Genomic DNA, 23,994 nt, shown 5'->3' on the forward strand with positions numbered 1-23,994 from the left:
ACTTCAGTTCCTGTTTGCCGAGAAATGATGCAGCGCGATGGCTGACGCCGCGGCGACGTTCAGGCTGTCGAAGCCTTCCGACATAGAGATCCGCACGGTGTGCAGGCGTGCAAGCAGGCTGTCCGGCAAGCCGTCGCCCTCGGTGCCGAGATAGAGCGCCAGGCGCTCGCTCGGCTGCGCATCGCGTATGTCGGTCTGCCCGCGTGGCGACAGCGCGAATTGTTCGAAGCCCCGTTGTGCGAGCATTGCCGTGAAGCCGTCGGCGTCGGTGAACGACGAAAAGGGGATCTTGAGCGCGGCGCCGACTGAAACGCGGATCGCCTTGCGATAGAGCGGATCGCAGCAGGTCGCATCCATGAGCACCGCATCGGCGCCAAAGGCGGCGGCGTTGCGAAAGATCGAACCCATGTTGTCATGGTTGGCGATGCCGACGAGCACCACGACCAGCGCCCGGGCCGGCAAGGCATCGATCAGCGTTTCGGCCGGCTGCGGTGTCCCCTTGCGGCCTATGGCCAGGATGCCGCGATGCATATGAAACCCCGCGATTGCATCCATCACCGCGCCGGTGGCGACATAGACCGGGAGGTCCGCCGGCGCCTTGCGCAGGATGCCGTCGAGGCCGGCCAGACGGTTTTCCAGGATCAGCACCGATTCGGCGCCAAAGCGCCCCGTCGAGAGCAGCAGGTCGAGCACCACCTTGCCTTCGGCGATAAAGCGGCCTTGCCGGCCGGCGAGGTCACGCTCGCGGATATCGAGATAGGCGGCAACGCGCGGGTCTTGCGGGTCGTCGATGCGAATGGGATCCATGCGTTCCTCGCGGCCACCGCATCGGCGGAAAATCCGGGCCGATTGCCGAGGCTCACTTTGGTTCGGAAAGCACGATGCGACAATTCATGATGATCAGCCACCTCTGTGCGCCCGGTTGGACGCACATCGCCCTGAAAGCGTCGCGAGGCAGGTGGTTATAGGGCGGGTCAGGTTCCGGCGCGGCGCAAACGATGCGCCATCTGGGAGAGGTCTTCCTTGCCGCTGCCGAAAATGCCGTCCAGCATGCCGAGCAGTTCGTGTACGGCATCGGATTTGCACGAATAGTAGATCATCTGCCGGTCGCGGCGGGTGTCGACGAGGTCGAGCGCCCGCAACTTGGCCAGATGCTGCGACAGGGCGGATTGGCTGAGCATCACCTTCTCGGCGATGGCGCCGACCGACATTTCACCGTCGATCAGATAGCTCATGATCAACAGCCGTTTCTCATTGCCCATCAGCATGAGAAATTCGGCTGCCGATCCGGCATTGGCGATTAGCTTAGTCGAGACCATCGATCCCCCATGCTTCTTGTTCATCCTGACGCCATGGGGGCAATGGCATCTGATTCCATAACCTCAGTCGTGAATGGGCGCTGCGATTCAGCGTCACCGCTAAAAGGTAGAACATTTCCTTCAAATCTCAAGTGTTGCTTTTTATTCAGCATGATTTAGTTCAATTTTGGCGTCGGCCGCGGCCCGGCCGGCCCTAGCCATTTCGACCAGAATGGGACGTAATTTGGGCTCTGCTGCCAAGGATTGCGGGAAGAAGACCCGGCAAACATCGTCACCCGACACCAGATCCATGCCATCGGCGTCGAATCCGGCAATGGTCCAGCCGTTTCCGGACACTTTCGCGAAATGCTGTGCATAAACGGCAATCGCATCGAGGTGGTCGGCATTCATATGGTCGATGGCGGATTGTTCACTCGCCGCCAGGTCCTCGACGATCGGTCCGCTGGTAAGCAGATCGGATCGATCGAGCTGATAGGCCCTGCCGAAGCCGCCGTTGAGGCTGGCGCGATTGGGCTCGAGGCGGAAGATCGAAAAGTCGCCGAGACCGGCGTAGAGTTTCGCCTTGGGATTGTGGTTGAGATAACGGCGCTCGGCGCGGGTGTGTTCGCTCGATCCGCGCTCAAGCCGTGCTGCCTGGCAGACCAGTGTCACGCGCGGGTACGCCAGCGGGTCGCCCTTGCCGGGTTCGCCAAGCAAAAGGGAACAGTGTGCATCGGCGAGCAAGGCGCCGGTGTGCGCCGAGAGCATCGACACCAGGATCAGCGGCGCGCCATCGATGTCGGTGGCCACACCGACCCTGCTGGCCAGCGGCGAACCTGTTTGCGGCTCGATCACCGCCAGCGCGCCAAAGCGGGCGTTGCGCAGAAGCGTCTTGGCCAGTCGGATCGCCTCGACGTCGGTCTCGCGGATCACGTCCTTCTTCGGTTCGTCCAAGATACCACCGCAATAAGTTGATTTACCTTCTCCGCTTATCTGTCAAACAAACCGGATTTGACAAGGCCGTCAATCTCGTTTTTCGAGAACCCGAAACGCGCCAGCACTGTCGACGGGACGAGATCGTTATCGGCGGGCCTGGCCGCCAGTGTCGGCCGCGAGCCGGAGAAACGCGGCGCCGGCGCAGGGCGCTCAAGTCCGCCGGCCATCACAAAGGCGTCGCGCGCCCGATTGTGTGGGTGGTGCTTTGCCTCGTGCAGCGACAGAACGGGGGCAACGCAGGCATCGGTTTCGGCAAACAGCCGGTCCCAGTCGTCGCGAGATTTCTGCCGGACCCGATCGGCAATGGCTGCACGCATCGACGGCCACAGGGCCTTGTCGTACTGGCCGCGTGCAAAGCGCTCGTCGAGCGGCAGCAGACTGGCGAATTCGGCGAAGAATTGCGGCTCGAGGCAACCGATGGCGACATGGCGTCCGTCTGATGTCTCATAGGTGTCGTAGAAGGGGGCGCCGGAATCGAGCAGGTTCGCGCCGCGCCTGTCGCTCCACAATCCGGCGGCCATGAGGGCGTGCACAGGCGCCGCCAGCATCGAGGCGCCTTCGACCATCGCCGCGTCGATTACCTCGCCCTTGCCCGTGCGCGAGCGTTGGAACAGGGCGGCCAGCACGCCGGCAACCAGCATCATGGCGCCGCCACCATAGTCGGCGACGAGGTTGAGCGGCGGGACGGGGCGGCCGTCGGCATGACCAATCGAATGCAGCAGGCCGGAATAGGCGAGATAGGTGATGTCGTGGCCGGCGCGGCCCGCGAGCGGTCCATCCTGGCCGAAACCGGTCATGCGGCCGTAGATCAGCGCCGGATTGCGGGCCAGCACCGCTTCCGGGCCGAGCGACAGCCGCTCCATGGCACCGGGGCGAAACCCTTCGAGCAACATGTCCGCCTTTTCGGCAAGGCGCAGCACCAGCTCGACGCCTTCCCGGCGCTTCAGGTCGAGGCGCAGGATGGATCGGCCGTGTCGGTCGATGTTGTAGTCATTCGGCAGCGACGGGAGAGCCCGGTTCGATCCTGCTCGCTCGACGAGCAGGACTTCGGCGCCCATCTCCGACAGCATCAGGCCGGCCAGGGGCACGGGGCCAAGCCCGGCCATCTCGATCACCTTCAGTCCGGCAAGCGGACCGGTCTTCCCGGCAGCGGACAGGCCGGCGCTCATGCCGGCTATTTCGGCGCCATGCGAATGGCGCCGTCGAGGCGGATGGTCTCGCCGTTCAACATCTGGTTTTCGATGATGTGCAGCGCAAGTGCTGCATATTCGGATGGCTCGCCTAGGCGAGACGGGAAGGGCACGGCGGCGCCCAGCGAATCCTGCACCTCCTGCGGCATGCCGGCCATCATCGGCGTCTTGAAGATGCCGGGCGCGATGGTGCAGACGCGGATGCCGGAGCGGGCGAGATCGCGCGCCACCGGCAAAGTCATGCCGACGACGCCGCCCTTGGAGGCTGCATAGGCGGCTTGACCGATCTGGCCGTCATAGGCGGCGACCGACGCGGTGTTGACGATGACGCCACGCTCGCCGCCCTGGAGTGGCTCGAGCTTTGACGCGTGCTCGGCGACGAGGCGGATCATGTTGAACGTGCCGATCAGATTGACCTCGATCACCTTGCGGTACTGATCGAGCGGATGCGGGCCGTCCTTGCCAATAGTCTTCACGCCGATGGCGATGCCGGCGCAATTGACCAGGATACGCGGCTCGCCAAGCTTGGCCGTGACCTCGGTGAGAGCGGCGGTTCCACTGTCGGCGCTGCTGACGTCGCATTGAACGGCAATACCGCCGATCTCGGCCGCGACCTTGACCGCGCGGTCAATACCGACATCGAAGATGGCGACGCGGGCGCCCTTGGCGGCCAGCGCGCGCGCCGTTGCCTCGCCAAGACCGGAGCCGCCGCCTGTAACGATCGCGATCTGGCCATTCGGGTTCATGCTGGCATCCTTTGATCTCTGGGACAGTGGGACCGATCAGGCGCCAGATCGGCGGCGAAGGTCAAGCCATCGCTGCGAGGGGCTCGGCTATCCTGGCCTGATCGGCGTGGCCGACCTCGCCCGACAGCCTGGCGACCGCGCCCGGCGCGATCTCATGCGACAGCAATCGGTCGAGATCGACAGGACGCGGCATCGAAATCTGGCCGCGCGGGATCCGCTTGAAGCCGAGCGGCCCGTAATAGGGCTCGTCACCGACCAGCATCACGGCCGGCGCGCCGGCCTTGGCGGCCGCTTCCAGCGCGATCGCCACCAGCCGGCGGCCGATGCCGAGGTTCTTGAAGGCAGGCCGCACCGCAAGCGGCCCGAGCATCAATGCGCGGCCGGCACCGGCGGCGACGCGGGTCATGCGCACCGAGGCGACGACGAGGTCGCCGTCGACGGCGACAAAGGACAGCGAGCGCTCGTGCCCGCCGGCCTCGCGGATCTTGTAGGCGGCCAGCACGAAGCGGCCAGGCCCGAAGGCTTCGTCGTTGATGGCTTCGATCTGGAGGTCATGCGCCGGGGCTTCCGGCAGGTATTTCACGTCGGCAAGGCTCATGGTCTTTGCGTTCCGATAGGGAGGAAAGGTTTGCTGCAAACGGCAGCATTCGCCAGTCAGCGCTTCATCAAGCGCGGGCGCCCTTTCGTCGTCGGTCAAACCGGATCAAAGCAAAGTCGAACATGCGGATTGTCCGCTAGCACCAATTTCTTGCCGCTGCAATCGGCGGCTTGATGGTCCACCCGACCGCTTGACGGTCTGTTCATCGCCAGATGATTTTCACGGCGTGGCTTCGCGCCCTACATGGAACGCAAGCAGGAAAGGACATGCGATGGGATTGCTGGTCGACGGCAAATGGCAGGACCGCTGGTACGACACCAAGGACAGCGGCGGCAAGTTCGTGCGGACGCAATCGCGGTGGCGCGACTGGATCACCCGCGACGGTACGCCGGCCGAGGGCCGCAGCCGCGGCTTCAAGGCGGAGCCCGGCCGCTATCACCTCTATGTCTCGCTCGCTTGCCCGTGGGCGCACCGGACGCTGATCTTTCGCGCGCTCAAGAAGCTGGAAGGCATCATTTCGGTGTCGGTGGTGCATCATTTCATGGGTGCCAATGGCTGGACGTTCCTGGTGCAGGACGGCGCAACCGGCGACACGCTCTACGGCCTCGACTTTCTGCACCAGATCTACACCAGGGCCGACCCTGCCTATTCCGGCCGGGTGACGGTGCCGGTGCTGTGGGACAAAAAGGAGCAGACCATCGTCTCCAACGAATCCTCCGAGATCATCCGCATGCTGAATTCGGCCTTCGACGAATGGGGCGATGCCAGCCTCGATTTCTATCCGCGGCCGCTGCGCGGCGAGATCGATGCAATCAACGCGCTGGTTTATCCCGCGGTCAACAACGGCGTCTATCGCGCCGGCTTCGCCACCACGCAAGGCGCCTATGAGGAAGCGTTCGGCGAGCTGTTCTCGGCACTCGACACGTTGGACGACCGCCTCTCAAGGCAACGTTATCTGGTGGGCGATCGCATCACCGAGGCCGACTGGCGGCTGTTCACGACGCTGGTGCGGTTCGACCCGGTCTATGTCGGCCATTTCAAGTGCAATCTGCGTCGCATCGCCGACTACCCGAACCTGCCCAACTATCTGCGCGACCTCTACCAGGTGCCTGGCGTCGCCGGGACCGTGAACCTCAACCACATCAAGGCGCATTATTACGGCAGCCACGAGACCATCAATCCGACGCGGATCGTGCCGGCTGGCCCGGAACTCGACTATGGCGCGCCGCATGACCGGATGCGGTTCAAGAAGGCGGCGTGACCTACCAGTAGGGCGACGATGGCTCGCCGCCAAAAACCTCGGCGATCCGGCGCAGCGTTGCCGGCGTGGTGCCGCCTGGCAAACGATCCAGGGGAAAGAAGCCCGACTCGGCGATTTCGTGGTCCGGCAGCTTCGGGGCGCTCTGGCTGAAATGCTCGATCAGATAGAAACCGACATGATCGCGCCGGCTGGCGCGACGGTTGAAATGCATCGACTTCAGCGCTGGCGGCGACGTCAGTGCGATGTTGCCTTCTTCGGCCAGTTCGCGTGCCAGCGCCTCGGCAAGCGTCTCGCCGACCTCGACGCCGCCGCCGGGAAGCTGCCAGCCCGGCACGTAAGTGTGGCGAATGAGGAAGATGGAATTGGACGCGGTGTCGTGGACGAGAGCACGCACGCCAAGCGTCATCGGCCGACGCAGCACGAAATAGAGATGGAACAGCCGGGCCCTGAGGCCCGCCCAGCCGGTCTGGCGGAAGGCATCTTCCGGGTTCGTCGCCATCAGGTGCGAAACCGTGGGTGGAAAGGAAACCTTGAGTGGAAAGCGGGGCGCCCGTCGCCTATGAAGGATGGATGTTCAGGCTCGCGCATATTTCCGATGTCCATCTGGGGCCGCTCCCCGATGTATCCTATCGCGATCTCGCCTCCAAGCGCGTGCTCGGCTACGTCAACTGGCAGCGCAACCGCCGCCGCCACATGCATGATGCCGTCATCGACACGATCGTCGCCGACATCAAGGCGAACACGCCTGACCACCTCGCCATCACCGGCGATCTGGTCAACCTGGCGCTCGACGGCGAAATCGAGATGGCCAGGCACTGGCTGGAGACGCTGGGATCGCCGCATGATGTTTCGGTCGTTCCCGGGAACCACGACGCCTATGTGCCCGGCGCCTTCGACAAGGTCTGCCGGTCCTGGGCGGCGTGGATGAGCGGCGACGGCGTCAACACGGCGGTCGACCGCAACGCCTTTCCTTATCTACGCGTGCGCGGCGATCTCGCGCTGATCGGCGTCTCGACGGCGCGTGCCACGGCGCCGTTCATGGCCAATGGCTTCTTCATGGAGGGTCAGGCGAAGCGGCTTGGCAAGCTGCTCGACACGACGGCCCGACAAGGGCTGTTTCGCGCGATCATGATCCATCATCCGCCGGTGCGCGGCGCCGTCCCGCAGTACAAGCGGCTGTTCGGCATTGCCCGCTTCCACAAGATCATCCGCGGCCATGGCGCCGAACTTGTCCTGCACGGCCATTCGCATCTGCCGTCGCTCTTCTTCATCGGCACCCGAAGCGCCAGGGTTCCGGTGGTCGGCGTCGCTGCCGCCGGCCAGGCGCCAGGCAGCAAACACCCGGCGGCGCAGTACAATCTGTTCGACATCGATGGCGAAAAGGGCAATTGGCGGATTCGGCTGACGCGGCGCGGCCTGACTGGGCCTGCCATACCGCCATCCGATCTGCAGACGCTGGAGCTTGGCGCGGAAGCTGGCGCGGCTATGGCCGCAAGCTGAGAACCATGGCGACGACGCGGTCCCAGAACAGGACGACCGACACCGCCAGTCCGACCAGCGCGCCGGCGGCGGTCATGCCAAGCCCGGACAGAAAGGCCGACCAGCGCTTGCTGCGCGTCGTCGACCGCAGTGGCGGTTCGGCTTCCAACACATCGGCGCGTTTCATGCCGGCGACAGCCAGTTCGACCCCGCCTTCCATCATCCTCTGACGCTCGACGATCCGCTCGGCGACATAGCGCGTCACCTGGTCGGCAACGGGCTTCATGTCGGTCGACTCGGCAAGCACCACGCGGCCGATGCGGGTATCCTTGAGGAAGCGATAGGTGCGGCGATCGCGTCCCATGGCGACATGGCTGACGGCGTCGATCCACAGGCGCGGTTGCAAGCCGGACGAGACGACAAAGTCGAAATTGTCCATGTCGGTGGGAACGTCGGCAAAAACCGGCGCCAGTTCGGCGGCAAGCAGATCGAGGCGCATGCGGTGGGCCTCGCGCATATCGACGACGACGTCGTCGCGGTCGGCGAAAGCATTCTTCACGTCACGGACGGCTTCGGACAGTTTGTTCGACTGATCGATGGTCTTCTCGCCTGCTTCCTTCATCGGCGTTTGCCTCGCGGGTTTGGTTAACACGGGGTTAACACAGGCTCCGGCAAAATGCACTGGCGAGATCGATGGGATCGAGGCGTGTTCGGCACAGTGTTGTGCGCGAAAAGGTCAGCCGGCCGCTGCGGCGAATTTCTGGCGACGCGGCCTGGCGCGCCGGTTGGTGTTGCGGCGAATGATCTCGGCGACGAGGTCGGGCGCTTCCTCGGCCAGCATATGGCCAGCCTCCAGCACATGGTGCACATGAAAATGCGCCGGCAGATCATCCGCCTGGGTGAAAGGCAGCACCGCGTCGTCGGTTCCCCACGCCACCATCACCGGCATGTTCAGCGCGTCGAGACGATCGCGCGGGATGACGCCTTGCCGATCGTCCATGGTCATGGCGGCTGCGATCTCGACCAGCTTCGGCACTTGGCCTGGACGTCCGCGCATTCGGCAAAGCACGTCAATGATACGCTTCTGGGGCGGGCTGTGGGGCCCGGACATGGCGGCAAGGCAGGCGCGGATCGCGGACCGGTCCGCGGCACCGCCATAGCGGCGCAACAACGGTCCATTGATCTCGGGGCCAAGGCCGCCCGGCGCCAGAAGCGTCAGCGAGGCTACTTTCCCCGGCTCGGCCAACGCCATCAGCATCGCCACCGCACCGCCCATCGAGTGACCCACGAGATGAACGCGCTTCAGCGCACGTTGCGAGAGATCGGCGAGCACGGCTCTTGCCGCCACCTTGGCCGGACCGGCCGCGGGAAAATCGAGCGACAGCCCATGCCCCGGCAGATCGTAGGCCAGCGTGCGCGTGGAAGGCGCCAGGGAGGAAATCACCTCGCGCCAGACATCGTGACAGCCGCCGAAACCATGCAACAGGACGATGGCCTTCGAGCCAACACCCTGTTCGGCGGCAAAAAGCGATGCGGTCATGAAGCTGATTTTTGTTATTGCGGGATGCGCGACACCAACTTTGGCTGAATTGCTCCTAGTCTGGCGTGATGACCAGTAAAATCTTCGCGATTTGTACGGTTATGGACGGAACTCGGCGACCAACCGGCATTCGGCGACCGGAGCGCAGGAAATACATTGGGACGCGGCGCGCCCGATCCGTGAACGTCGACTGCGGTCAGCTTGCGTTGCCGAGCCCGGCGGCGCGCAGGGCCTGGACCAGCCGGTCGGTCAGGTCGGCTGGATATTTCCGCTCGACGAAGGTGGCGCGCGGATCGGCGGCAAATTTAGGGAACTCGGCGTTCAGTTCGCCCAGCAGCGTGCTCACCAGATGGTCCTGTCCGGCAGCCTTGGCGCCGATCAACCGCGCCGCCAGATAGTGTGATTTCGTTGCCGTGGTTCTCAGTGCCATGCTGGCCGCGATGGCCTTGTTCATGTCGCCGAGCATGAACTCACCGACGAACAGCCCGTAGTCCCACCATGTCGAGTGGCCGCTGAAGGTCTCCGCCGCATGGGCAAGGATCGGCGTTCCCTCGGCGTATCGGCCGGCGAAGATCAGCCCGTAGCCGTAAGCGGCAGCCATGCCGAGATCGTAGGGATTGAGTTCGTAGGCCTTGCGCATCCAGCGGATCGCTTCGTCCGTATTGCCAAGGCGAGAACTGACGTAGCCGTAGGAGCGATGCGCGTATGGACTGGTCGGCCCCATCTGCACGCCGCGATGGGCGAACTCCACGGCCTTTTCAATCGTCGCATTGGGCGGATAGGCATAATGATCGGAGACCGCTTCGAGATGCAGGGAGGCAAGTTCCGAATAGACGAGCGAGGATTTCGTTCCGCCATTGACCAAGGTCTCGAGGCAGCGATAGGCAGCCTCATGGGTCCTGGCGTTCTGGTCGAGATAATATTTGTCGTTGAGCAGCAGGCATTGCGTCAGACCGTTTGGCGCGCCGGTCTGCTCGATATAGTTGTAAATCGTGCCCGAGGCGGGAAGGGCCGAGCTTAGCATGTCGGCGATACGGTCTTCGACCGCGGCGGGTGCGCTGTCGGCAGGGGTCAGGTTGCGTGAAAGAAGCACCCGTCCGGACGCCATGCTTTGCAGTTCGATCGTGATATCACCTGCGTTCGGTCCAGGCAGGATGTCGAATATGAAGCTGGTGGCATCGTCGGCCGGATCGGTGGCGGTGTCGCGACCGATGAAGTCGATCGTATCGAAGCCGCTCAGGCCGGCGCGCAGCGACGCGGCGACACGGCCGGCATCGGCGCCTTCGGCCTTGAGGTCGATATGGACCAGCGGCAGGGCGTCAGCCATTGCCGATGGCACGATGCTGCCGGTTGCGCCGGCGGCCTCGAGCGGCGCCGACATGTCGCCGCCAGCCAGCAAGGCACTGCTGCCCTGACGAAGGATCAGCACACCCAGCATCGCGATGACCAGAGTGATCGCCATCCAGAAGAAGCGGAGATGGCGCACCACCGAGGGGGCAGGCGTCGCGGAAGCCGGCGACGCATCCGGCATGCCCGTGCCGGCGTCGGTGGCCTGATCGGTGGCGGCGCCATTCAGCGCGAGTTCGGGGATAGCCGGCAGCCGGATCGCGTTCAATTCGTAGGCAGGGACATAGCCGCCGCGCGGAATGGCGATGCGGACAGGTTCGGCAACGCCCTCATTGGCAAAATAATGCTGCAGAAGTTCGCGCAGCCTGCCCGCCTGAACCCGCACCACTGCGTCGGTGGACGGATCGAAATCGCCGTCCTTGCCGAAAACATCCATGGCGATGGAGAAGCCCTTTAGCCTGTCGGCTTCGCCGGCTTGTTCGCGTTCGACAAGATACCGCAATAGCTTGCGCGCGCGTTCGGACCGTCCGAACGTTTGGCTGGCAAGCAGTCGCTCCAGTGTCTCGCGCACTGCGGGGGCGGCAGGCGTGGCATGCTGCAAGTGTCGATCCTCTCGAAGTCGGCACAGGTTGAGGTGCGATCATATAGTTCCCGCACCGCCATACAAGTATACACCCCATTATGCGATCACGTACCCCACCGGATTATTCATCGGTGGTTAATGGTCCTGAGAACAGTCGCAAAAACGGCGGCCTGGTCCGCAACGCCGGGCGTCCGACGAGACGCGCGTCACACCCGGTGACTTGAACGGGCACCCGAAGAATCGGCCAGAAAACCGGGTTCCGGTCTTCGTGCCGATGGGCCTAAAGCGCGTCGCGTTGAACGACGCGCTTTAGGTCCTTGTTTTCTGCATGTCGCCCAAACCGTTAAGCACTTTTGGGCCACGCACCTCAGCCTGCCTTGCGGCCAACGATCCGGTTGGCGGCGGACACCACAGCTTCCAGCGAGGCGGCGACGATGTTGGTGTTGATGCCGGCGCCGAACAGCTTGCCATCGGGATATTCCATCTCGACATAGGAGATGGCCGAGGCGTTCGAGCCGCGCTGCATTGAGTGCTCGGAATAGTCGAGCACCGACATCTCGACGCCGAGATGGCGCGACAGCGCATCGACGAAGCCGTCGATCGGGCCGGTGCCGGTGCCGGATATCGTCACCTCCTTGCCGTTGTCGAGGATGACCGCCTCGACGACGCGCCGGCCCTTGGTCTCGGTGCTGGGATAAGTGTGGTGATCGAGGAATTTCACCCGCAAGCCCGGCTGGTCGACATAAGTCTCGAGGAAGCGATCGTGGATGCGTCTGGCCGGCACCTCCTTGCCCTCGGCGTCGGTGATCGCCTGGATCTCCTGGCTGAACTCGATCTGCAGATTGCGCGGCAGGTTGAGGCCGTAGTCGGCCTGCAGCACATAGGCGATGCCGCCCTTGCCCGACTGCGAGTTGATGCGGATGATGGCTTCGTAGCTGCGGCCAACATCGGCCGGATCGATCGGCAGATAGGGCACTTCCCACAGGCTCGTGTTGGCCTTCTTCAGCGCCTTCATGCCCTTGTTGATGGCATCCTGGTGCGAGCCGGAAAAGGCGGTGTAGACAAGCTCGCCGACATAGGGGTGGCGTTCGGGGATCTTCAACTGGTTCGAATATTCGTAGACATCCTTCATCCGGTTGATGTCGGAGCAGTCGATCCCCGGATCGACACCTTGCGTGTACATGTTGAGCGCCAGCGTGACGATGTCGACATTGCCGGTGCGCTCGCCATTGCCGAACAGCGTGCCTTCGACGCGGTCGGCGCCTGCCATCAGGCCGAGTTCGGTGGTGGCTATGCCGGTGCCACGATCATTGTGCGGATGCAGCGAGACCAGCAGGTTCTCGCGGTTGTCGAGGTTGCGGCACATCCATTCGATGCGGTCGGCATAGATGTTGGGCGTCGACATCTCGACCGTCGACGGCAGGTTGATGATCAGCTTGTTGTCGGGCGTCGGCCTGACGATCTCGGTGACGGCGTTGCAGATTTCCAGCGCGACTTCGAGCTCGGTGCCGGTAAAGCTCTCCGGCGAATATTCGAAGCGAAAGCCGCCGCCGGCCTTGGCCGCCATGTCGGTGATCATCTTGGCGGCGTCGGTGGCGATGCGCTTGATGCCGCCGACGTCCTTCTCGAAGACGACGCGGCGCTGCAACTCACTGGTCGAGTTGTAGAAATGGACGATCGGGTTGGTGGCGCCCTTGAGCGCCTCGAAGGTGCGGGTGATCAATTCGGGCCGGCACTGCACCAGCACCTGCAGCGAGACGTCGGCGGATACGTTGCCTTCCTCGATGCACCAGCGGGCAAAGTCGAAATCGGTCTGCGAGGCCGACGGGAAGCCAATCTCGATCTCCTTGAAGCCCATGTCGAGCAGCAGCGCGAACATGCGCGCCTTGCGCTCGTGACCCATCGGATCGATCAGCGCCTGGTTGCCGTCGCGGAGGTCGACCGAGCACCAGATCGGCGCCTTGTCGATGACCTTCGAGGGCCAGGTGCGGTCGGTGAGGCCTACTGTGGGGTAGGGTTGGTACTTGCGGGCTGCATCCGGCATGCCCCGCGTTGCCGCGACATCGGAGCGGATCTCTTCTCGTGCGTTCATCGTCGTTTCTCCCGGCGGCTCACAGGTCCACCCTCGGGGTGGATTGATGGCGAGCGGCGCCTTTACCAGATTTTCGTTCGCTTGATGTGACTTGCCAATTTTGTGACTGGCCAAGGAGCATGCGCTTGCGCGGCGGTTCGACCGCCGGGCGCTCCTTCAGCGAACCCGGCGATCGCCGATAAGGCCGAGAAGAAGCAGGGTCGAAGCCAGCGCGCGCACGGTCTCGCCGGAAAAACCGGTCGGACGGGAAGCTTTGGTGGCGCGCGTGTTCATGGCGGTTCTCATACAGGAGCGGCTTGTGGGAGGCAAGTGGGCCGGCATAGCGGGCCGGAAACCGTTGGATAATATCCCTAACGCGAGTGCTCTTCCCCACACGCCGCAAATGCGCCAGACTTGGGCGTCGACGGGGCGGCGATGTCCTGTTTCCGGGAGGGGGATCATCCATGAATTTCGTGTTCTTCTCGCCGCATTTTCCCGCCAATGGCGCGGATTTCTGCGACCGCTTGAAGAAGGCCGGGGCCAGGGTGCTCGGCATCGGCGACGCACCTTATGACGTGCTCGACGGCAAGCTGAAGGCGGCGCTCAGCGAATATTACCGTGTCGCCGACATGGAGGATTACGATCCGGTGTTCCGGGCGATAGGGCATTTCATCCACAAATGGGGCCGCATCGATCGCTTTGAATCGCTCAACGAGCACTGGCTGGAGCTGGAAGCCAACATCCGCACCGACTTCAACATCTATGGCACCAAGCTCGACTTCGTGAAGAATTTGAAGCGCAAGAGCCGCATGCGCGCCTTCTTCCGCAAGAGCGGCGTCGACACTATCGCGCAGCGCAAATGCTCCGACCGCGCCGGCGCCATGACCTTCATCCGCCGCGTCGGCTATCCGGTGGTGGTCAAGCCCGACAGCGGCTCGGGCGCCTCGAACACCTTCAAGATTTCCAACCCCAGGGAGCTCGACCAGTTCTTCCGGGACAAGCCCGAAGATGTGACCTTCGTCATGGAGCAGTTCATCGAGGGGCTGGTGGTGACTTTCGACGGGCTGGTCAACCGCGATGGCGAGGTGGTGCTGGCCGCCAGCCACCGCTACGACCAGAGCGTCATGGAGGTGGTCAACAAGGATCGCCACATGAGCTACACCTGCTTTCCCCAGATCAGCCCGGCGGTCGAGGAGGCCGGCCGCAAGATCCTGAAGGCGTTCGACGTGCGCGAACGCTTCTTCCACATCGAGCTTTTCGAGACCAGGGACGACCGCGTCATCGCACTGGAAGTCAACATGCGTCCGCCGGGCGCCTGGATGACCGATGCGATCAACTACACGTTCGACATCGACGTCTACGCGGCATGGGCCGACATGGTGGTGAAAGATGCCGCCGGCGGCCCCTACGAAGGCAAGTATTTCACCGCCTATGCCAGCCGCAAGCGGCGGCTCAGCTATTTGCACAGCCATGAGGACGTGCTAGCCGCCCATCGCGACAAGATCGTCCACCATCAGGCCATCGAAGAGGTTTTCAGCCGCGCCATGGGAAATTACGCCTACCAGATGCGCTCGAAGGACGCGGCGGCGCTGCGCGAAGCGGTCGCCTACATCCACGCGGAAAAGGCGTGAGGCGATGGACATCTCCTACCACAAGAATTTCGCCCGCAATCTCGACCGCGACATGGAATACAAGCGCTACGGCCATGCCGGCCGGCCGGTGGTGGTGTTTCCGACTTCGCAAGGGCGGTTCTACCAGTTCGAGGATTCCGGCGGGGTGGGGGCACTGGCCGAGTTCATCGACACCGGCCGTATCCAGCTGTTCACGGTCGATGGCATCGATTCGGAATCGTTCTTCGACAAGCATGCCGATGCGGCCCACCGGATCGCTCGCCACGAGGCCTATTTCCGCTATATGCGCGAAGAGGCGCTGCCGGAATTCCTGTCCACGGCAGCAGCAGCCAATGGCGGGCGCAAGCTTAAGCCGCTGTTCTCGGGCTGTTCGATGGGCGGCTACCACTCGTCGAATTTCGTCTTCCGCTTTCCCGAACTCGCCAGCGGCGTCATCGCGCTGTCGGGCGTCTACTCGGCTCGCGACTTCTTCGGCAAGGCGCTTGAAGGCGACATCTTCTACAACTCGCCGCTCGACTATCTGCCGGGCATCGTCGACCCCAAACTGCTAGCCCGCCTGAAGGCGCTCAGGCTGATCTTCTGCTGCGGGCAGGGCGCCTGGGAAGAACGCATGCTGGTCGAGACGCGCAAGCTGGAACAGATCCTGCGCGACAAGTCCATTCCGGCCTGGGTCGACTATTGGGGCGGCGACGTCAGCCATGACTGGCCATGGTGGCACAAGCAACTGGTCTATTTCTTCGGCCGCTGGCTGGATGATGATCTTATGCATAGGCTGGATTGATGACCACGCCCGACCCCATCCGCCGCTTCGTCGAGGTCACGAATGAAGGCGACACGGTGGCCTTTCTTGGCACCTTTGCCGACGACGCATTCCTGAGCGATTGGGGCCGGTCTTTCCAGGGCCGCGAGCAGATCGCGCGCTGGAACCAGTCGGACAATATCGGCGTGAAGTCCCATCTCAGCATCGTCAGCATCACGCCGGCGGAAGGCACTTATCGCGTCCGCATTGCCGTCAGGGGCAAGGGCTTCAACGGCGAGGGCGACATGACCTTCACGCTGGATGGCGACCGCATAGCGAGCCTTGTCATTAACTGACATTACCCTTCCTGGCACGCCGGCAGCGGGACGGTCTCGTGTTCCGCCGCCGATCCGCGACGCAGGCCAAGGAAGACGACAAGGGCGGTAACGATGGTGATTGCCGCCAGCACGATCAGCAGCCTGTCGAACGCCGTCTCGTAGGCCCCGACCAGAACGGCTGTGCTGGCCGTCGGCAAATGTTGCACCGTTTCACCGACTTTGCCGGTCACCAGCAACTGCGTGTCGACGACCGTGGCCAGTTCCGGATGCTGTGGCCCTCCAATCGCCATCTGTCGCCGAAGGTGCGCGTTTTCGTCGATTCCTTCCCGAACGCCTTGCGGCGCCTCGATAGCCGGCAGGGGCACGGCCTTTGGCCGGCCTGAGGTCACGGCCTTGTGATTGCCGAATGTGAAGTCAAACTTTGAAGCTTACCTTCATATCTGCTACAAAGCAGCATGAAGGATCAAGTGCCTCCGCAGAACGACCCCGAAACTATGTATGCGATGGCTTTGGCGGCCGAACTTCGGGTCGTCGCCGGCAGGCTGATCCGTCGCCTGCGTGAACAGGCGGGCGCCGGCGATCTGACCTCGTCGCAGAAGTCAGTGGTGCTGCATTTGGACCGAGAGGGTCCGGCGACGGTCACGACGCTGGCGCGCTCCCAGGACATGCGCCCGCAATCGATGGGCGCTATTGTTTCAGCGCTGCAATTGGCCGGTCTGGTGGAAGGTGCGCCGGATCCGGCCGATGGCCGGCAGACCCTCCTGTCGCTCACACCGGCCTGCCGGGACATGATCGCGACCGGACGGGCGGCTAGGCAGGATTGGCTGTTCCGCGCCATTCAGTCGAAGCTTGACCGCGAGGAGCAGGAGCAACTCGCAGGCGCCGTCAAACTGCTCAGACGCCTCGCCGACTTCTGACCAATCGTCAGGCGTCCAACGCGCCGCTGTTCCAATCATCGGAAGGAAAACACGGATGGCCGTCACCACGCTTGACCAGAAAACGGCACTCATCATCATCGACCTGCAGAAAGGCATCGTCTCCTTGCCCGCTGTCCATCCGATGGCTGAAGTCGTGAAGCAGGCCTGCACGCTCGCCGAAGCGTTCCGCGGTTACGGCTTGCCGGTCGTGCTCGTCAACGTTACCGGCGCGCCTCCGGGCCGTAACGAGCAAGCGCCTCGCCTGCCGGAATTTCCCTCTGGCTGGGCCGATCTTGTCGCCGAATTGCAGCAGCAGCCGGGGGACCACATCGTGACCAAACGCACGGCGGGCGCCTTCGTCAACACCGATCTCGAAGCCTGGCTGAAGGGCAAAGGCGTTACCCAGGTGGTGATCGCCGGCGTCGCCACCAGCATGGGTGTCGAGGCGACAGCGCGTCATGCCCGCGATCTCGGGTTCAACGTCACGCTGGCGCTCGACGCCATGACCGACATGAGCCTCGATGCCCACGCCAGCAGCATCGCGAATGTTTTCCCAAGGCTGGGCGAAACCGGCACGACACGGGACATCCTTGATCTCTTGGCGAAGAGGAGTGCCTGAAAATGCAATGGATCGACTTTGTGTCCTATCTGTTTGGTGGCGCCTTTCTGGCGAATGCCGTGCCGCATTATGTCAGCGGCGTGATGGGGCGATCTTTTCAAAGCCCGTTCGCCAAGCCGCGCGGCGAGGGGCATTCCTCTTCGACCGTCAACATGCTCTGGGGGTTTCTGAACCTGGCGATCAGCTATCTCCTGGTGATCCGCGTCGGAGATTTCGACCTGCGATCCACGGCTGATGCCGTCGCACTGGGACTGGGCGCCCTCCTGATAGGATTGTTTTCGGCGCGCCACTTCGGCCGCTTCAACGGTGGCAATTCCACGGTGGACGGATGAGCGGTCCGGCAAAAGGCACTTTTCGTTCGCTGGCCAATTTCAACTATCGGGTCTGGGCTGGCGGCGCGATCGTGTCCAATGTGGGAACGTGGATGCAGCGTACCGCGCAGGACTGGCTGGTGCTGACCCAGCTGACCCACAACAACGCGATCGCCATGGGCGTGGTGATGGCGCTGCAGTTCGCGCCGCAGGTCCTGCTGCTGCCATGGACGGGTTTTGCCGCCGATCATCTCGACCGGCGCAAGCTGTTGCTCGCCACGCAAGGCACCATGGGCCTGCTTGCTCTGGGCCTCAGTCTGCTTACCGTCGCCGGGCTCGTCCAGTTGTGGCACGTCTACGTGTTCGCGTTCCTGCTTGGCTGCGCAACGGCTTTCGACGCGCCGGCGCGCCAGACATTCGTCTCCGATCTGGTCGGTGAGGCCGATCTGTCGAACGCGGTGGCGCTGAATTCCACCTCGTTCAACGCCGCGCGGATGATTGGCCCGGCTGTCGCCGGGGTTCTCATCGCTTCGGTCGGCTCTGGCTGGGTCTTCCTGATCAACGCGGGTTCGTTTGCCGCCGTCCTTGCCTCGCTTTGCCTGCTGCGCGTCGGCGAACTTCACCTGAAGGACAAGGCACAGCGAAGCCGGGGGAGCCTTGTGGAAGGTTTCCGCTATGTCTGGAAGCGTCCCGATCTCAAAGCTATCCTGCTCATGCTTTTCCTTATCGGCACATTCGGGCTCAACTTCCCGATCTTCATCTCAACCATGTCGGTCTCGGTCTTTCACGCGGGCGCCAGCCAGTACGGGCTGTTGACGTCGATTATGGCGATCGGATCGGTTATCGGCGCGCTGCTGGCCGCGCGGCGCGAGCAACCCCGCCTAGCATTTCTTCTGGCGGGTGCTGCGATCTTTGGCTTCGGTTTCGCGCTGGCTGCGGCGATGCCCAACTACTGGCTGTTCGGCCTCGCGCTCGTCATCATCGGCGTCTCCGCGCAGACAGTGACAACCTCCACGATCGGCCTGGTGCAGCTCTCCACCGAGCCTGCCATGCGTGGGCGGGTGATGGCGATCCTGCTGGCTATTGCGCTGGGCGGCACTCCTATTGGCGCGCCGATGGTCGGCTGGGTAGCCGATGATTTCGGTCCACGCTGGGCGCTTGGTGTGGGCGCTGTTACCGGGTTCGCGGCGGCGCTCGTCGGGATTCGCTACTTCGTGAAGTATCGCCACCTGCGCCTGCGTATCGATGCCGGGCGTCTGCGCTTCGACCTCGACGATAGCGAGCCTGCGCCGGCATAGTCCCGGCCTCATTCCCTGGTGCCTCCCAATCAACAAATAAAATATGATTATGTTCATCAAGTTTCTTGTGGAAACGCCGATGACGCTGTGGCATGCCCGATGATGGCGACGCTGAAATCTCTTGGCAGCTTCGTTTCAACCGCTATCGAAAGGCTGGGCGATGGACCAACTGAGCGCGCAAACCCGCATCAGCGATAAGGCAACCCGGTCGGCGATGGAGCGGCTGCGCGCCGAGCACGTCGAGTTCGAGGTCGATACCGGCGCTGCCGATCGTTGGGAGCTTCGCCTGCACTATGGGTCGCTGATCGCCACGCTCGAGGATGGCGGCATGCTGGTCCGTGTCGCGGCGATCGATGAAACCTGCCTGTCCTACATGAAGATGACGGTGGCCGGCCACGTTGCCGAGCATCTCGGCACGGCCAGCGGATTGCGCTGGCAAGGCGACGGCAGCGATGCCGGCACGCCGGTGTTTTTCCGCGAGATCACGGTGATATCGTCGACGCGGATTTCGCCGCACCTGCAGCGGCTGCGCTTTGCCGGCACGGATCTCGGCCGGTTTACCCATGGCGGCCTGCACATGCGGCTGCTGTTGCCGCCGCGTGGCCGGCAGCCGGTCTGGCCGTCGATCGGCGCCGACGGCCTGCTTGTCTGGCCCTCGGACGAGGACGCGCTCACCGTGCGGGTCTACACGATCCGCGCGGTGGATGCGGCAAGCGGCTGGCTCGATGTCGATTTCGTGCTGCACCCCGGCCAGGACACGCCGGCCGCCACCTTCGCGCAGAACGCAGAGCCTGGAGACGTCCTCGGCATGATCGGACCCGGTGGCGGCGAAGCCCCCGTGGTGGGGACCCTGCTGCTGGTCGGCGACGATACCGCACTGCCCGCCATTGCCAGGATCCTCGAGCATATGCCGCCGTCAAGCCGCGCCGAGGCACTCATCGAGGTCGACGGTCCGGAAGACCGGATCGCGCTGGCGCAAGGAGACAATATCGACGTCACCTGGCTTTACCGGCACGACCGCGAGGCCGGCACCGCCGGCCTGTTGCCGGCCGCCTTGCGCGAGCGCAGCCACATGGCGCTTGCCGACGGCCTCTTTGTCTGGGCCGGTTGCGAATTCGGTGATTTCCGCGAGATTCGCAAGATCGTGCGCAAGGAGTGGGGCTTGGCGCGCGACAGGCATCTGGTCACCGCCTATTGGCGCCGCGGCGTGCAAGACGCGAACGGTGGCGGCGAGGGTGACGGCGGCGAAGAGTAATCGATCTCCAGTCACCGCGCGAAACGGCAGTCAGTCATGGCGGGCCAGGAAGGCCTCGGTGACGGCCATGCAATCCTGCCTTTCCTCGACATGCGGCATGTGGCTGGAGAGCGGGAAGACATGGCCTTCGACCGTGGGAATATGGTCGAGGAAGGGCTGGACACAGGCTGGCGTGGCTTCATCGAAAAAGCCGCGAAAGGCCAATGTCGGCGCCTCGATCAGTGGCAACCGGTCGATGATCGTCCAGTCGCGCATAGTGCCGATGACGTGGAATTCGTTGGGACCATTCATCGTGTGATAGACGGTGGGATCGGCGTCGATGGCGGCGAAGGTGCGCGCCACCTCGGCCGGCCAGGGCACCACGCGGCAGACGTGCCGGTCGTAGAACGCCCGGGTCGCCGCGAGGTAGTCGGCATGGTCAGTCGTCTCGTCCGCCTCGTGGCGATCGAGCGCCTGCCGCACCTCGGCCGGCAGCTCGGCGCGCAATTGCCTCGCGCCTTCGACCCACAGCTTCATCGAGGCAAGCGAGTTGGCGAGCACCAGCGCCTTGAGGCCCGATGGTCGGCGCACCGCATGCTCGGCGGCGAGCATGCCGCCCCAGGATTGGCCAAGCAGGGCATAGCGCTGCTGGATGCCCAGATGGGTGAGCAGCGCATCCAGTTCGCCAAGGAAGAATTCAACAGTCCAGAAGTCGCCGCCCTTGTCCGGCAGATGGGTGGATCGGCCGTTGCCGATCTGGTCGTAATGGATCACGGCACGGCCGAAGCCGGCAATATCCTTGAAGCTGTCGACATAGTCGTGGGTGCAGCCGGGCCCGCCATGGGCAACGACCAGCGGCAGCCTGGCGGAACCCAGGTCGCCTGTCACACGGTACCAAGTCTTGTATGGTCCGTAGACGCTGAAACCTTCCGATACTGCAAGATTATCCATCGTGTTCCTCCGCCCTGCTGGCTCGGCGGCGACCGCCGATCAGCGGTCTCCGAGTTGTTCGCGGCAAAGGGTACAGAGGCGGACCGGCAGCCGACCAGCTAGCAATAACGTTAGTTTTGACTGATCCGGCGGGAGAGGTTCTGGCCCTGGCTGATCGGTCCGAGCAACCGGTAATGGGCCGCCAGGGCGATGGCGTGGAAGCGGTTGCGGGCGCCGAGCTTGCGGCTGGCGGCGTTGAGATGCAGTGTCGCTGTCGGCACGCTGCGGCAGATCTCATGGGCGATCTGCTTGGCCGTCAACCCGCAAGCCGCGAGGCTCAGGCACTGGCGTTCCCGCGATGTCAGGTGGAAATACTGGCTTGTCCTGGTGCGCTGATCGAAACCGGCATAGACGCAATCATGGAACAGGTGGCCAAGGTCGCCAATGCCGGGCAACATCATCTGTGCCTCGGCTTCGAAATGCGGTTCCGGATCGAGGCGGATTGCGGTGAAGGTGGCGAGATCGCCGCCGTCGAAGCGGATCGGCACCGTCACGCCGCAAGTCATCTTGGTGTCCAGGAGGTAGCCTACCACCGGATCATGCTTGCGCTGGAGGATGCGCCGCATGACCGGGCTCTGCGACCCCTTGTGCGACCACAGGAACGGCCGTGACACCGCGAGTGCCGCCTCCTGCACCGGATCGATCTGATAGTAGCCACCCTTGCACCAGAGATCCTGCATGCCGGTCGGCACGTTGGCGAGCGCCATCAGCGAAGGCGTGATCAATTCGCCGTCATGGCTTACCGGGACCGGCGTATAGTCGTAGATCAGCGAGGTGAAGCCTGCGGGCGCAAGCACGCGCATCGCTGCCGCCATCGCGGCGTCGACATCCATCCCTATGTGAAATTCACTTTCGAAATCGCCGGACACACCCTGCATGAGCAAAAGCTTACTCGCCGGCCAATGTTTGTCAAACGGGCATGTTCGCCAAATGCCCAACAAATGAGCAATATGCGATCACAGCTTGTCGACCGCGACGCGTCCGGAGGGTCAAAACTATCTTAATTCACAGCTATCCCGGCGGGTTTCGAGCGCCATAGGCTGTGTGCGATGGATCACGGTCCGGCGTGTGCCTGGCGCACGTTGCGGATCACCCACTTTCCCTAGAGGAGCAAGACGATGCGATCCCGGAAGGTTTTTAGCGCAATGATGGCCGGTGCCGGCCTGGCTGGCCTCATGCTGATGGCGCCCATCACCGGTGCAGTAGCACAGGAAGGCAAGGTCGGCGGAACGCTCAAGCTTCTCGCCAATGCCGCAGCCGGCACGATCGATCCGCACATCAACTACACGCTGCAATATTTCCAGATCAACTACATCCTCTATGACGGGCTGGTGACCTTCCGCAAGACCGGCGACAAGACCGGTTTCGAGGTGGTGGCAGACCTTGCCGAAAGCCTGCCCAAGCCGGAAGACGGCGGCAAGAAATACGTCTTCAAGCTGCGCAAGGGCATCAAGTTCTCTGACGGGTCGGACCTGACGACGGCCGATGTCGTGGCCTCGTTCCAGCGCATGTTCAAGATCAGCGGTCCGACGACGGGCACGCTCTACAACGGCATCGTCGGCGCCGACCTATGCCTCAAGACGCCGGCGACCTGCACGCTCGAGGGCGGCGTCGTTGCCGATGAGGCGGCAAGCACCGTCACCTTCAACCTGGTGGCGCCAGATCCCGACTTCCTGCAGAAGATCTCGATCCCGCATGCGGCGATCCTGCCCACCGAGGCGCCTCTCAAGGATTCGGGGACCGTGCCCATTCCCGGCACCGGGCCCTACATGATCGCCAGCTACGATCCCAACAGCCTGCTCAAGATGGTGCGCAATCCGCACTTCAAGGAATGGAGCAAGGAGGCGCAGCCGGCCGGGTATCCCGACGAGATAGACTATGGCTTCGGTCTCACGGACGAGGCGGCGGTCACTGCCGTGGAGAACGGCCAGGCCGACTGGATGTTCGATCCGCCACCAGCGGACCGGTTGGCGGAACTGGGCACCAAATACGCCAAACAGGTATCCCTGCATCCGCTGACCGCGATGTGGTACGCGCCGATGAACACCAATCTGGCGCCCTTCAACGACATCCGCGTGCGGCAGGCCGTCAACTACGCCATCGACCGCGCGGCGATCGTCAAGCTGTTCGGTGGCAGCAATCTGGCGCAGCCGTCCTGCCAGATCCTGCCGCCGGATTTCCCGTCCTACGCGCCCTATTGCCCATTCTCTGCCAATCCCGGCGAGAAATGGTCCGCACCTGACCTGGAGAAAGCCAAGGCGCTGGTCGCCGCCTCCGGCACGGCCGGCCAGGAGGTGACGATCATCACCGAGGACACCGAAGTGTCGAAATCGATCGGCGTGTATCTGCAGGATGTGCTGAACGGCCTGGGCTACAAGACCTCGGTCAAGCCGATCTCCCAGAACATCCAGTTCACCTACATCCAGAACACCAACAACAAGGTGCAGATCTCCATCTCGCAGTGGTTCCAGGACTATCCCGCGCCTTCGGATTTCCTGCAGGTGCTGTTCAGCTGCGCCTCGTTTACCCCCGGCTCGGACGCCTCGGTCAACATCTCCGGCTTCTGCGACAAGTCGATCGACCAGAAGATGAGCGAGGCGCAGACCGCCACGATCGCCGACCCGGCCAAGGGTGCGCAGCTGTGGACTGCCGTCGACAAGGCGGTGACCGACGCAGCGCCGGTGGCCGTGCTCTTCACACCCAAGCGCGTCGACCTGATCTCACCGCGGCTGAAGAATTTCGTCTTCAGCCCGCAATTCTACTGGATCATGAGCCAGTCATGGGTCGAGTGATCGGGGGTTGAGTGAT

General features: G+C 63.4%; 25 protein-coding genes. 11 read left to right on the forward strand and 14 right to left on the reverse strand.

Going from position 1 to position 23,994, the window contains the following annotated elements; all coding sequences use genetic code 11:
• Positions 1 to 3: 3 nt before the first annotated feature.
• From AC1RZR_RS12460 to AC1RZR_RS12485, 6 genes are all read right to left on the reverse strand, one after another.
• The gene (locus AC1RZR_RS12460) at positions 4 to 807 is read right to left on the reverse strand and encodes a TrmH family RNA methyltransferase (protein ID WP_477270084.1); all 804 of its coding nucleotides are present in this window, start codon (positions 805 to 807) and stop codon (positions 4 to 6) included.
• Between the two features lie 167 nt (positions 808 to 974).
• Complete coding sequence (locus AC1RZR_RS12465; protein ID WP_379102148.1) at positions 975 to 1,319, reverse strand: ArsR/SmtB family transcription factor; 345 nt, start codon at positions 1,317 to 1,319, stop codon at positions 975 to 977.
• A gap of 141 nt (positions 1,320 to 1,460) precedes the next feature.
• Complete coding sequence (locus AC1RZR_RS12470; RefSeq protein ID WP_481828570.1) at positions 1,461 to 2,252, reverse strand: HugZ family pyridoxamine 5'-phosphate oxidase; 792 nt, start codon at positions 2,250 to 2,252, stop codon at positions 1,461 to 1,463.
• A 35-nt stretch (positions 2,253 to 2,287) separates the two neighbouring features.
• On the reverse strand, positions 2,288 to 3,463 hold the full coding sequence (locus tag AC1RZR_RS12475; protein ID WP_477270088.1) for a CaiB/BaiF CoA transferase family protein: 1,176 nt from the start codon (positions 3,461 to 3,463) through the stop codon (positions 2,288 to 2,290).
• A 5-nt stretch (positions 3,464 to 3,468) separates the two neighbouring features.
• Positions 3,469 to 4,230 (reverse strand): 3-hydroxyacyl-CoA dehydrogenase, encoded by a 762-nt coding sequence (locus tag AC1RZR_RS12480; RefSeq protein WP_477270090.1) that lies wholly within the window; start codon positions 4,228 to 4,230, stop codon positions 3,469 to 3,471.
• A 61-nt stretch (positions 4,231 to 4,291) separates the two neighbouring features.
• On the reverse strand, positions 4,292 to 4,828 hold the full coding sequence (locus AC1RZR_RS12485; RefSeq protein WP_477270092.1) for a GNAT family N-acetyltransferase: 537 nt from the start codon (positions 4,826 to 4,828) through the stop codon (positions 4,292 to 4,294).
• Between the two features lie 271 nt (positions 4,829 to 5,099).
• On the opposite strand from AC1RZR_RS12485, the gene AC1RZR_RS12490 reads away from it, so the two are divergent.
• Complete coding sequence (locus AC1RZR_RS12490) at positions 5,100 to 6,089, forward strand: glutathione S-transferase family protein (protein WP_477270094.1); 990 nt, start codon at positions 5,100 to 5,102, stop codon at positions 6,087 to 6,089.
• A gap of 1 nt (position 6,090) precedes the next feature.
• On the opposite strand, the gene AC1RZR_RS12495 is transcribed toward AC1RZR_RS12490, so the two are convergent.
• Positions 6,091 to 6,588 carry an NUDIX domain-containing protein gene (locus AC1RZR_RS12495; protein ID WP_477270096.1) on the reverse strand — a complete coding sequence of 166 codons (498 nt, stop codon included), beginning with the start codon at positions 6,586 to 6,588 and terminating at the stop codon, positions 6,091 to 6,093.
• Positions 6,589 to 6,659: 71 nt separating this feature from the next.
• Here AC1RZR_RS12495 and AC1RZR_RS12500 point away from each other — a divergent pair, with 71 nt between their 5' ends.
• A complete protein-coding gene (locus AC1RZR_RS12500; protein ID WP_477270938.1) occupies positions 6,660 to 7,589 on the forward strand; it encodes a metallophosphoesterase family protein in 930 nt (309 codons plus the stop codon).
• Here the strand turns inward: AC1RZR_RS12500 and AC1RZR_RS12505 are convergent.
• From AC1RZR_RS12505 to leuA, 4 genes are all read right to left on the reverse strand, one after another.
• Complete coding sequence (locus tag AC1RZR_RS12505; RefSeq protein ID WP_477270098.1) at positions 7,573 to 8,190, reverse strand: hypothetical protein; 618 nt, start codon at positions 8,188 to 8,190, stop codon at positions 7,573 to 7,575. The genes AC1RZR_RS12500 and AC1RZR_RS12505 overlap by 17 nt on opposite strands.
• A gap of 114 nt (positions 8,191 to 8,304) precedes the next feature.
• Positions 8,305 to 9,108: an alpha/beta fold hydrolase gene (locus AC1RZR_RS12510; RefSeq protein WP_477270100.1), complete on the reverse strand. Its 804-nt coding sequence runs from the start codon at positions 9,106 to 9,108 to the stop codon at positions 8,305 to 8,307.
• Positions 9,109 to 9,304: 196 nt separating this feature from the next.
• Positions 9,305 to 11,056 (reverse strand): tetratricopeptide repeat protein, encoded by a 1,752-nt coding sequence (locus AC1RZR_RS12515; protein WP_477270102.1) that lies wholly within the window; start codon positions 11,054 to 11,056, stop codon positions 9,305 to 9,307.
• Positions 11,057 to 11,405: 349 nt separating this feature from the next.
• Positions 11,406 to 13,130, reverse strand: a complete 1,725-nt coding sequence (leuA, locus tag AC1RZR_RS12520; RefSeq protein ID WP_477270104.1) for a 2-isopropylmalate synthase — start codon at positions 13,128 to 13,130, stop codon at positions 11,406 to 11,408.
• Positions 13,131 to 13,573: 443 nt separating this feature from the next.
• Between leuA and AC1RZR_RS12525 the strand changes: the two genes are divergently transcribed.
• Genes AC1RZR_RS12525 through AC1RZR_RS12535 form a run of 3 tightly spaced genes read left to right on the forward strand, consistent with a single transcriptional unit; the run spans position 13,574 to position 15,835 of the window.
• Positions 13,574 to 14,740 (forward strand): ATP-grasp domain-containing protein, encoded by a 1,167-nt coding sequence (locus tag AC1RZR_RS12525; RefSeq protein WP_477270106.1) that lies wholly within the window; start codon positions 13,574 to 13,576, stop codon positions 14,738 to 14,740.
• Between the two features lie 4 nt (positions 14,741 to 14,744).
• Positions 14,745 to 15,521 (forward strand): esterase family protein, encoded by a 777-nt coding sequence (locus tag AC1RZR_RS12530; protein ID WP_477270108.1) that lies wholly within the window; start codon positions 14,745 to 14,747, stop codon positions 15,519 to 15,521.
• A complete protein-coding gene (locus AC1RZR_RS12535) occupies positions 15,521 to 15,835 on the forward strand; it encodes a nuclear transport factor 2 family protein (protein ID WP_477270110.1) in 315 nt (104 codons plus the stop codon). The genes AC1RZR_RS12530 and AC1RZR_RS12535 overlap by 1 nt, the downstream gene beginning before the upstream one ends.
• A gap of 2 nt (positions 15,836 to 15,837) precedes the next feature.
• Here the strand turns inward: AC1RZR_RS12535 and AC1RZR_RS12540 are convergent, their stop codons facing one another.
• Positions 15,838 to 16,107 (reverse strand): hypothetical protein, encoded by a 270-nt coding sequence (locus AC1RZR_RS12540; protein ID WP_477270112.1) that lies wholly within the window; start codon positions 16,105 to 16,107, stop codon positions 15,838 to 15,840.
• Between the two features lie 177 nt (positions 16,108 to 16,284).
• Here AC1RZR_RS12540 and AC1RZR_RS12545 point away from each other — a divergent pair, with 177 nt between their 5' ends.
• From AC1RZR_RS12545 to AC1RZR_RS12565, 5 genes are all read left to right on the forward strand, one after another.
• A complete protein-coding gene (locus AC1RZR_RS12545) occupies positions 16,285 to 16,734 on the forward strand; it encodes a MarR family winged helix-turn-helix transcriptional regulator (protein WP_477270114.1) in 450 nt (149 codons plus the stop codon).
• 55 nt (positions 16,735 to 16,789) lie between these two features.
• Complete coding sequence (locus AC1RZR_RS12550) at positions 16,790 to 17,353, forward strand: cysteine hydrolase family protein (protein WP_477270116.1); 564 nt, start codon at positions 16,790 to 16,792, stop codon at positions 17,351 to 17,353.
• 2 nt (positions 17,354 to 17,355) lie between these two features.
• On the forward strand, positions 17,356 to 17,685 hold the full coding sequence (locus AC1RZR_RS12555) for a hypothetical protein (RefSeq protein ID WP_477270118.1): 330 nt from the start codon (positions 17,356 to 17,358) through the stop codon (positions 17,683 to 17,685).
• The gene (locus AC1RZR_RS12560) at positions 17,682 to 18,962 is read left to right on the forward strand and encodes an MFS transporter (RefSeq protein ID WP_477270120.1); all 1,281 of its coding nucleotides are present in this window, start codon (positions 17,682 to 17,684) and stop codon (positions 18,960 to 18,962) included. Before AC1RZR_RS12555 ends, AC1RZR_RS12560 begins: the two co-directional genes overlap by 4 nt.
• Positions 18,963 to 19,122: 160 nt before the next feature.
• On the forward strand, positions 19,123 to 20,217 hold the full coding sequence (locus tag AC1RZR_RS12565; RefSeq protein ID WP_481828571.1) for a siderophore-interacting protein: 1,095 nt from the start codon (positions 19,123 to 19,125) through the stop codon (positions 20,215 to 20,217).
• A gap of 30 nt (positions 20,218 to 20,247) precedes the next feature.
• Here AC1RZR_RS12565 and AC1RZR_RS12570 read toward each other — a convergent pair whose 3' ends face one another.
• Positions 20,248 to 21,147, reverse strand: coding sequence for a proline iminopeptidase-family hydrolase (locus AC1RZR_RS12570; RefSeq protein ID WP_477270124.1), 900 nt, complete (start codon positions 21,145 to 21,147; stop codon positions 20,248 to 20,250).
• 110 nt (positions 21,148 to 21,257) lie between these two features.
• Entirely contained in the window at positions 21,258 to 22,019 is a 762-nt protein-coding gene (locus AC1RZR_RS12575) for a helix-turn-helix transcriptional regulator (RefSeq protein ID WP_481828572.1), read from the reverse strand.
• A gap of 285 nt (positions 22,020 to 22,304) precedes the next feature.
• Between AC1RZR_RS12575 and AC1RZR_RS12580 the strand changes: the two genes are divergently transcribed.
• A complete protein-coding gene (locus AC1RZR_RS12580; protein WP_477270128.1) occupies positions 22,305 to 23,978 on the forward strand; it encodes an ABC transporter substrate-binding protein in 1,674 nt (557 codons plus the stop codon).
• Positions 23,979 to 23,994 lie beyond the last annotated feature (16 nt).

The organism is Mesorhizobium bavaricum (assembly GCF_056781655.1).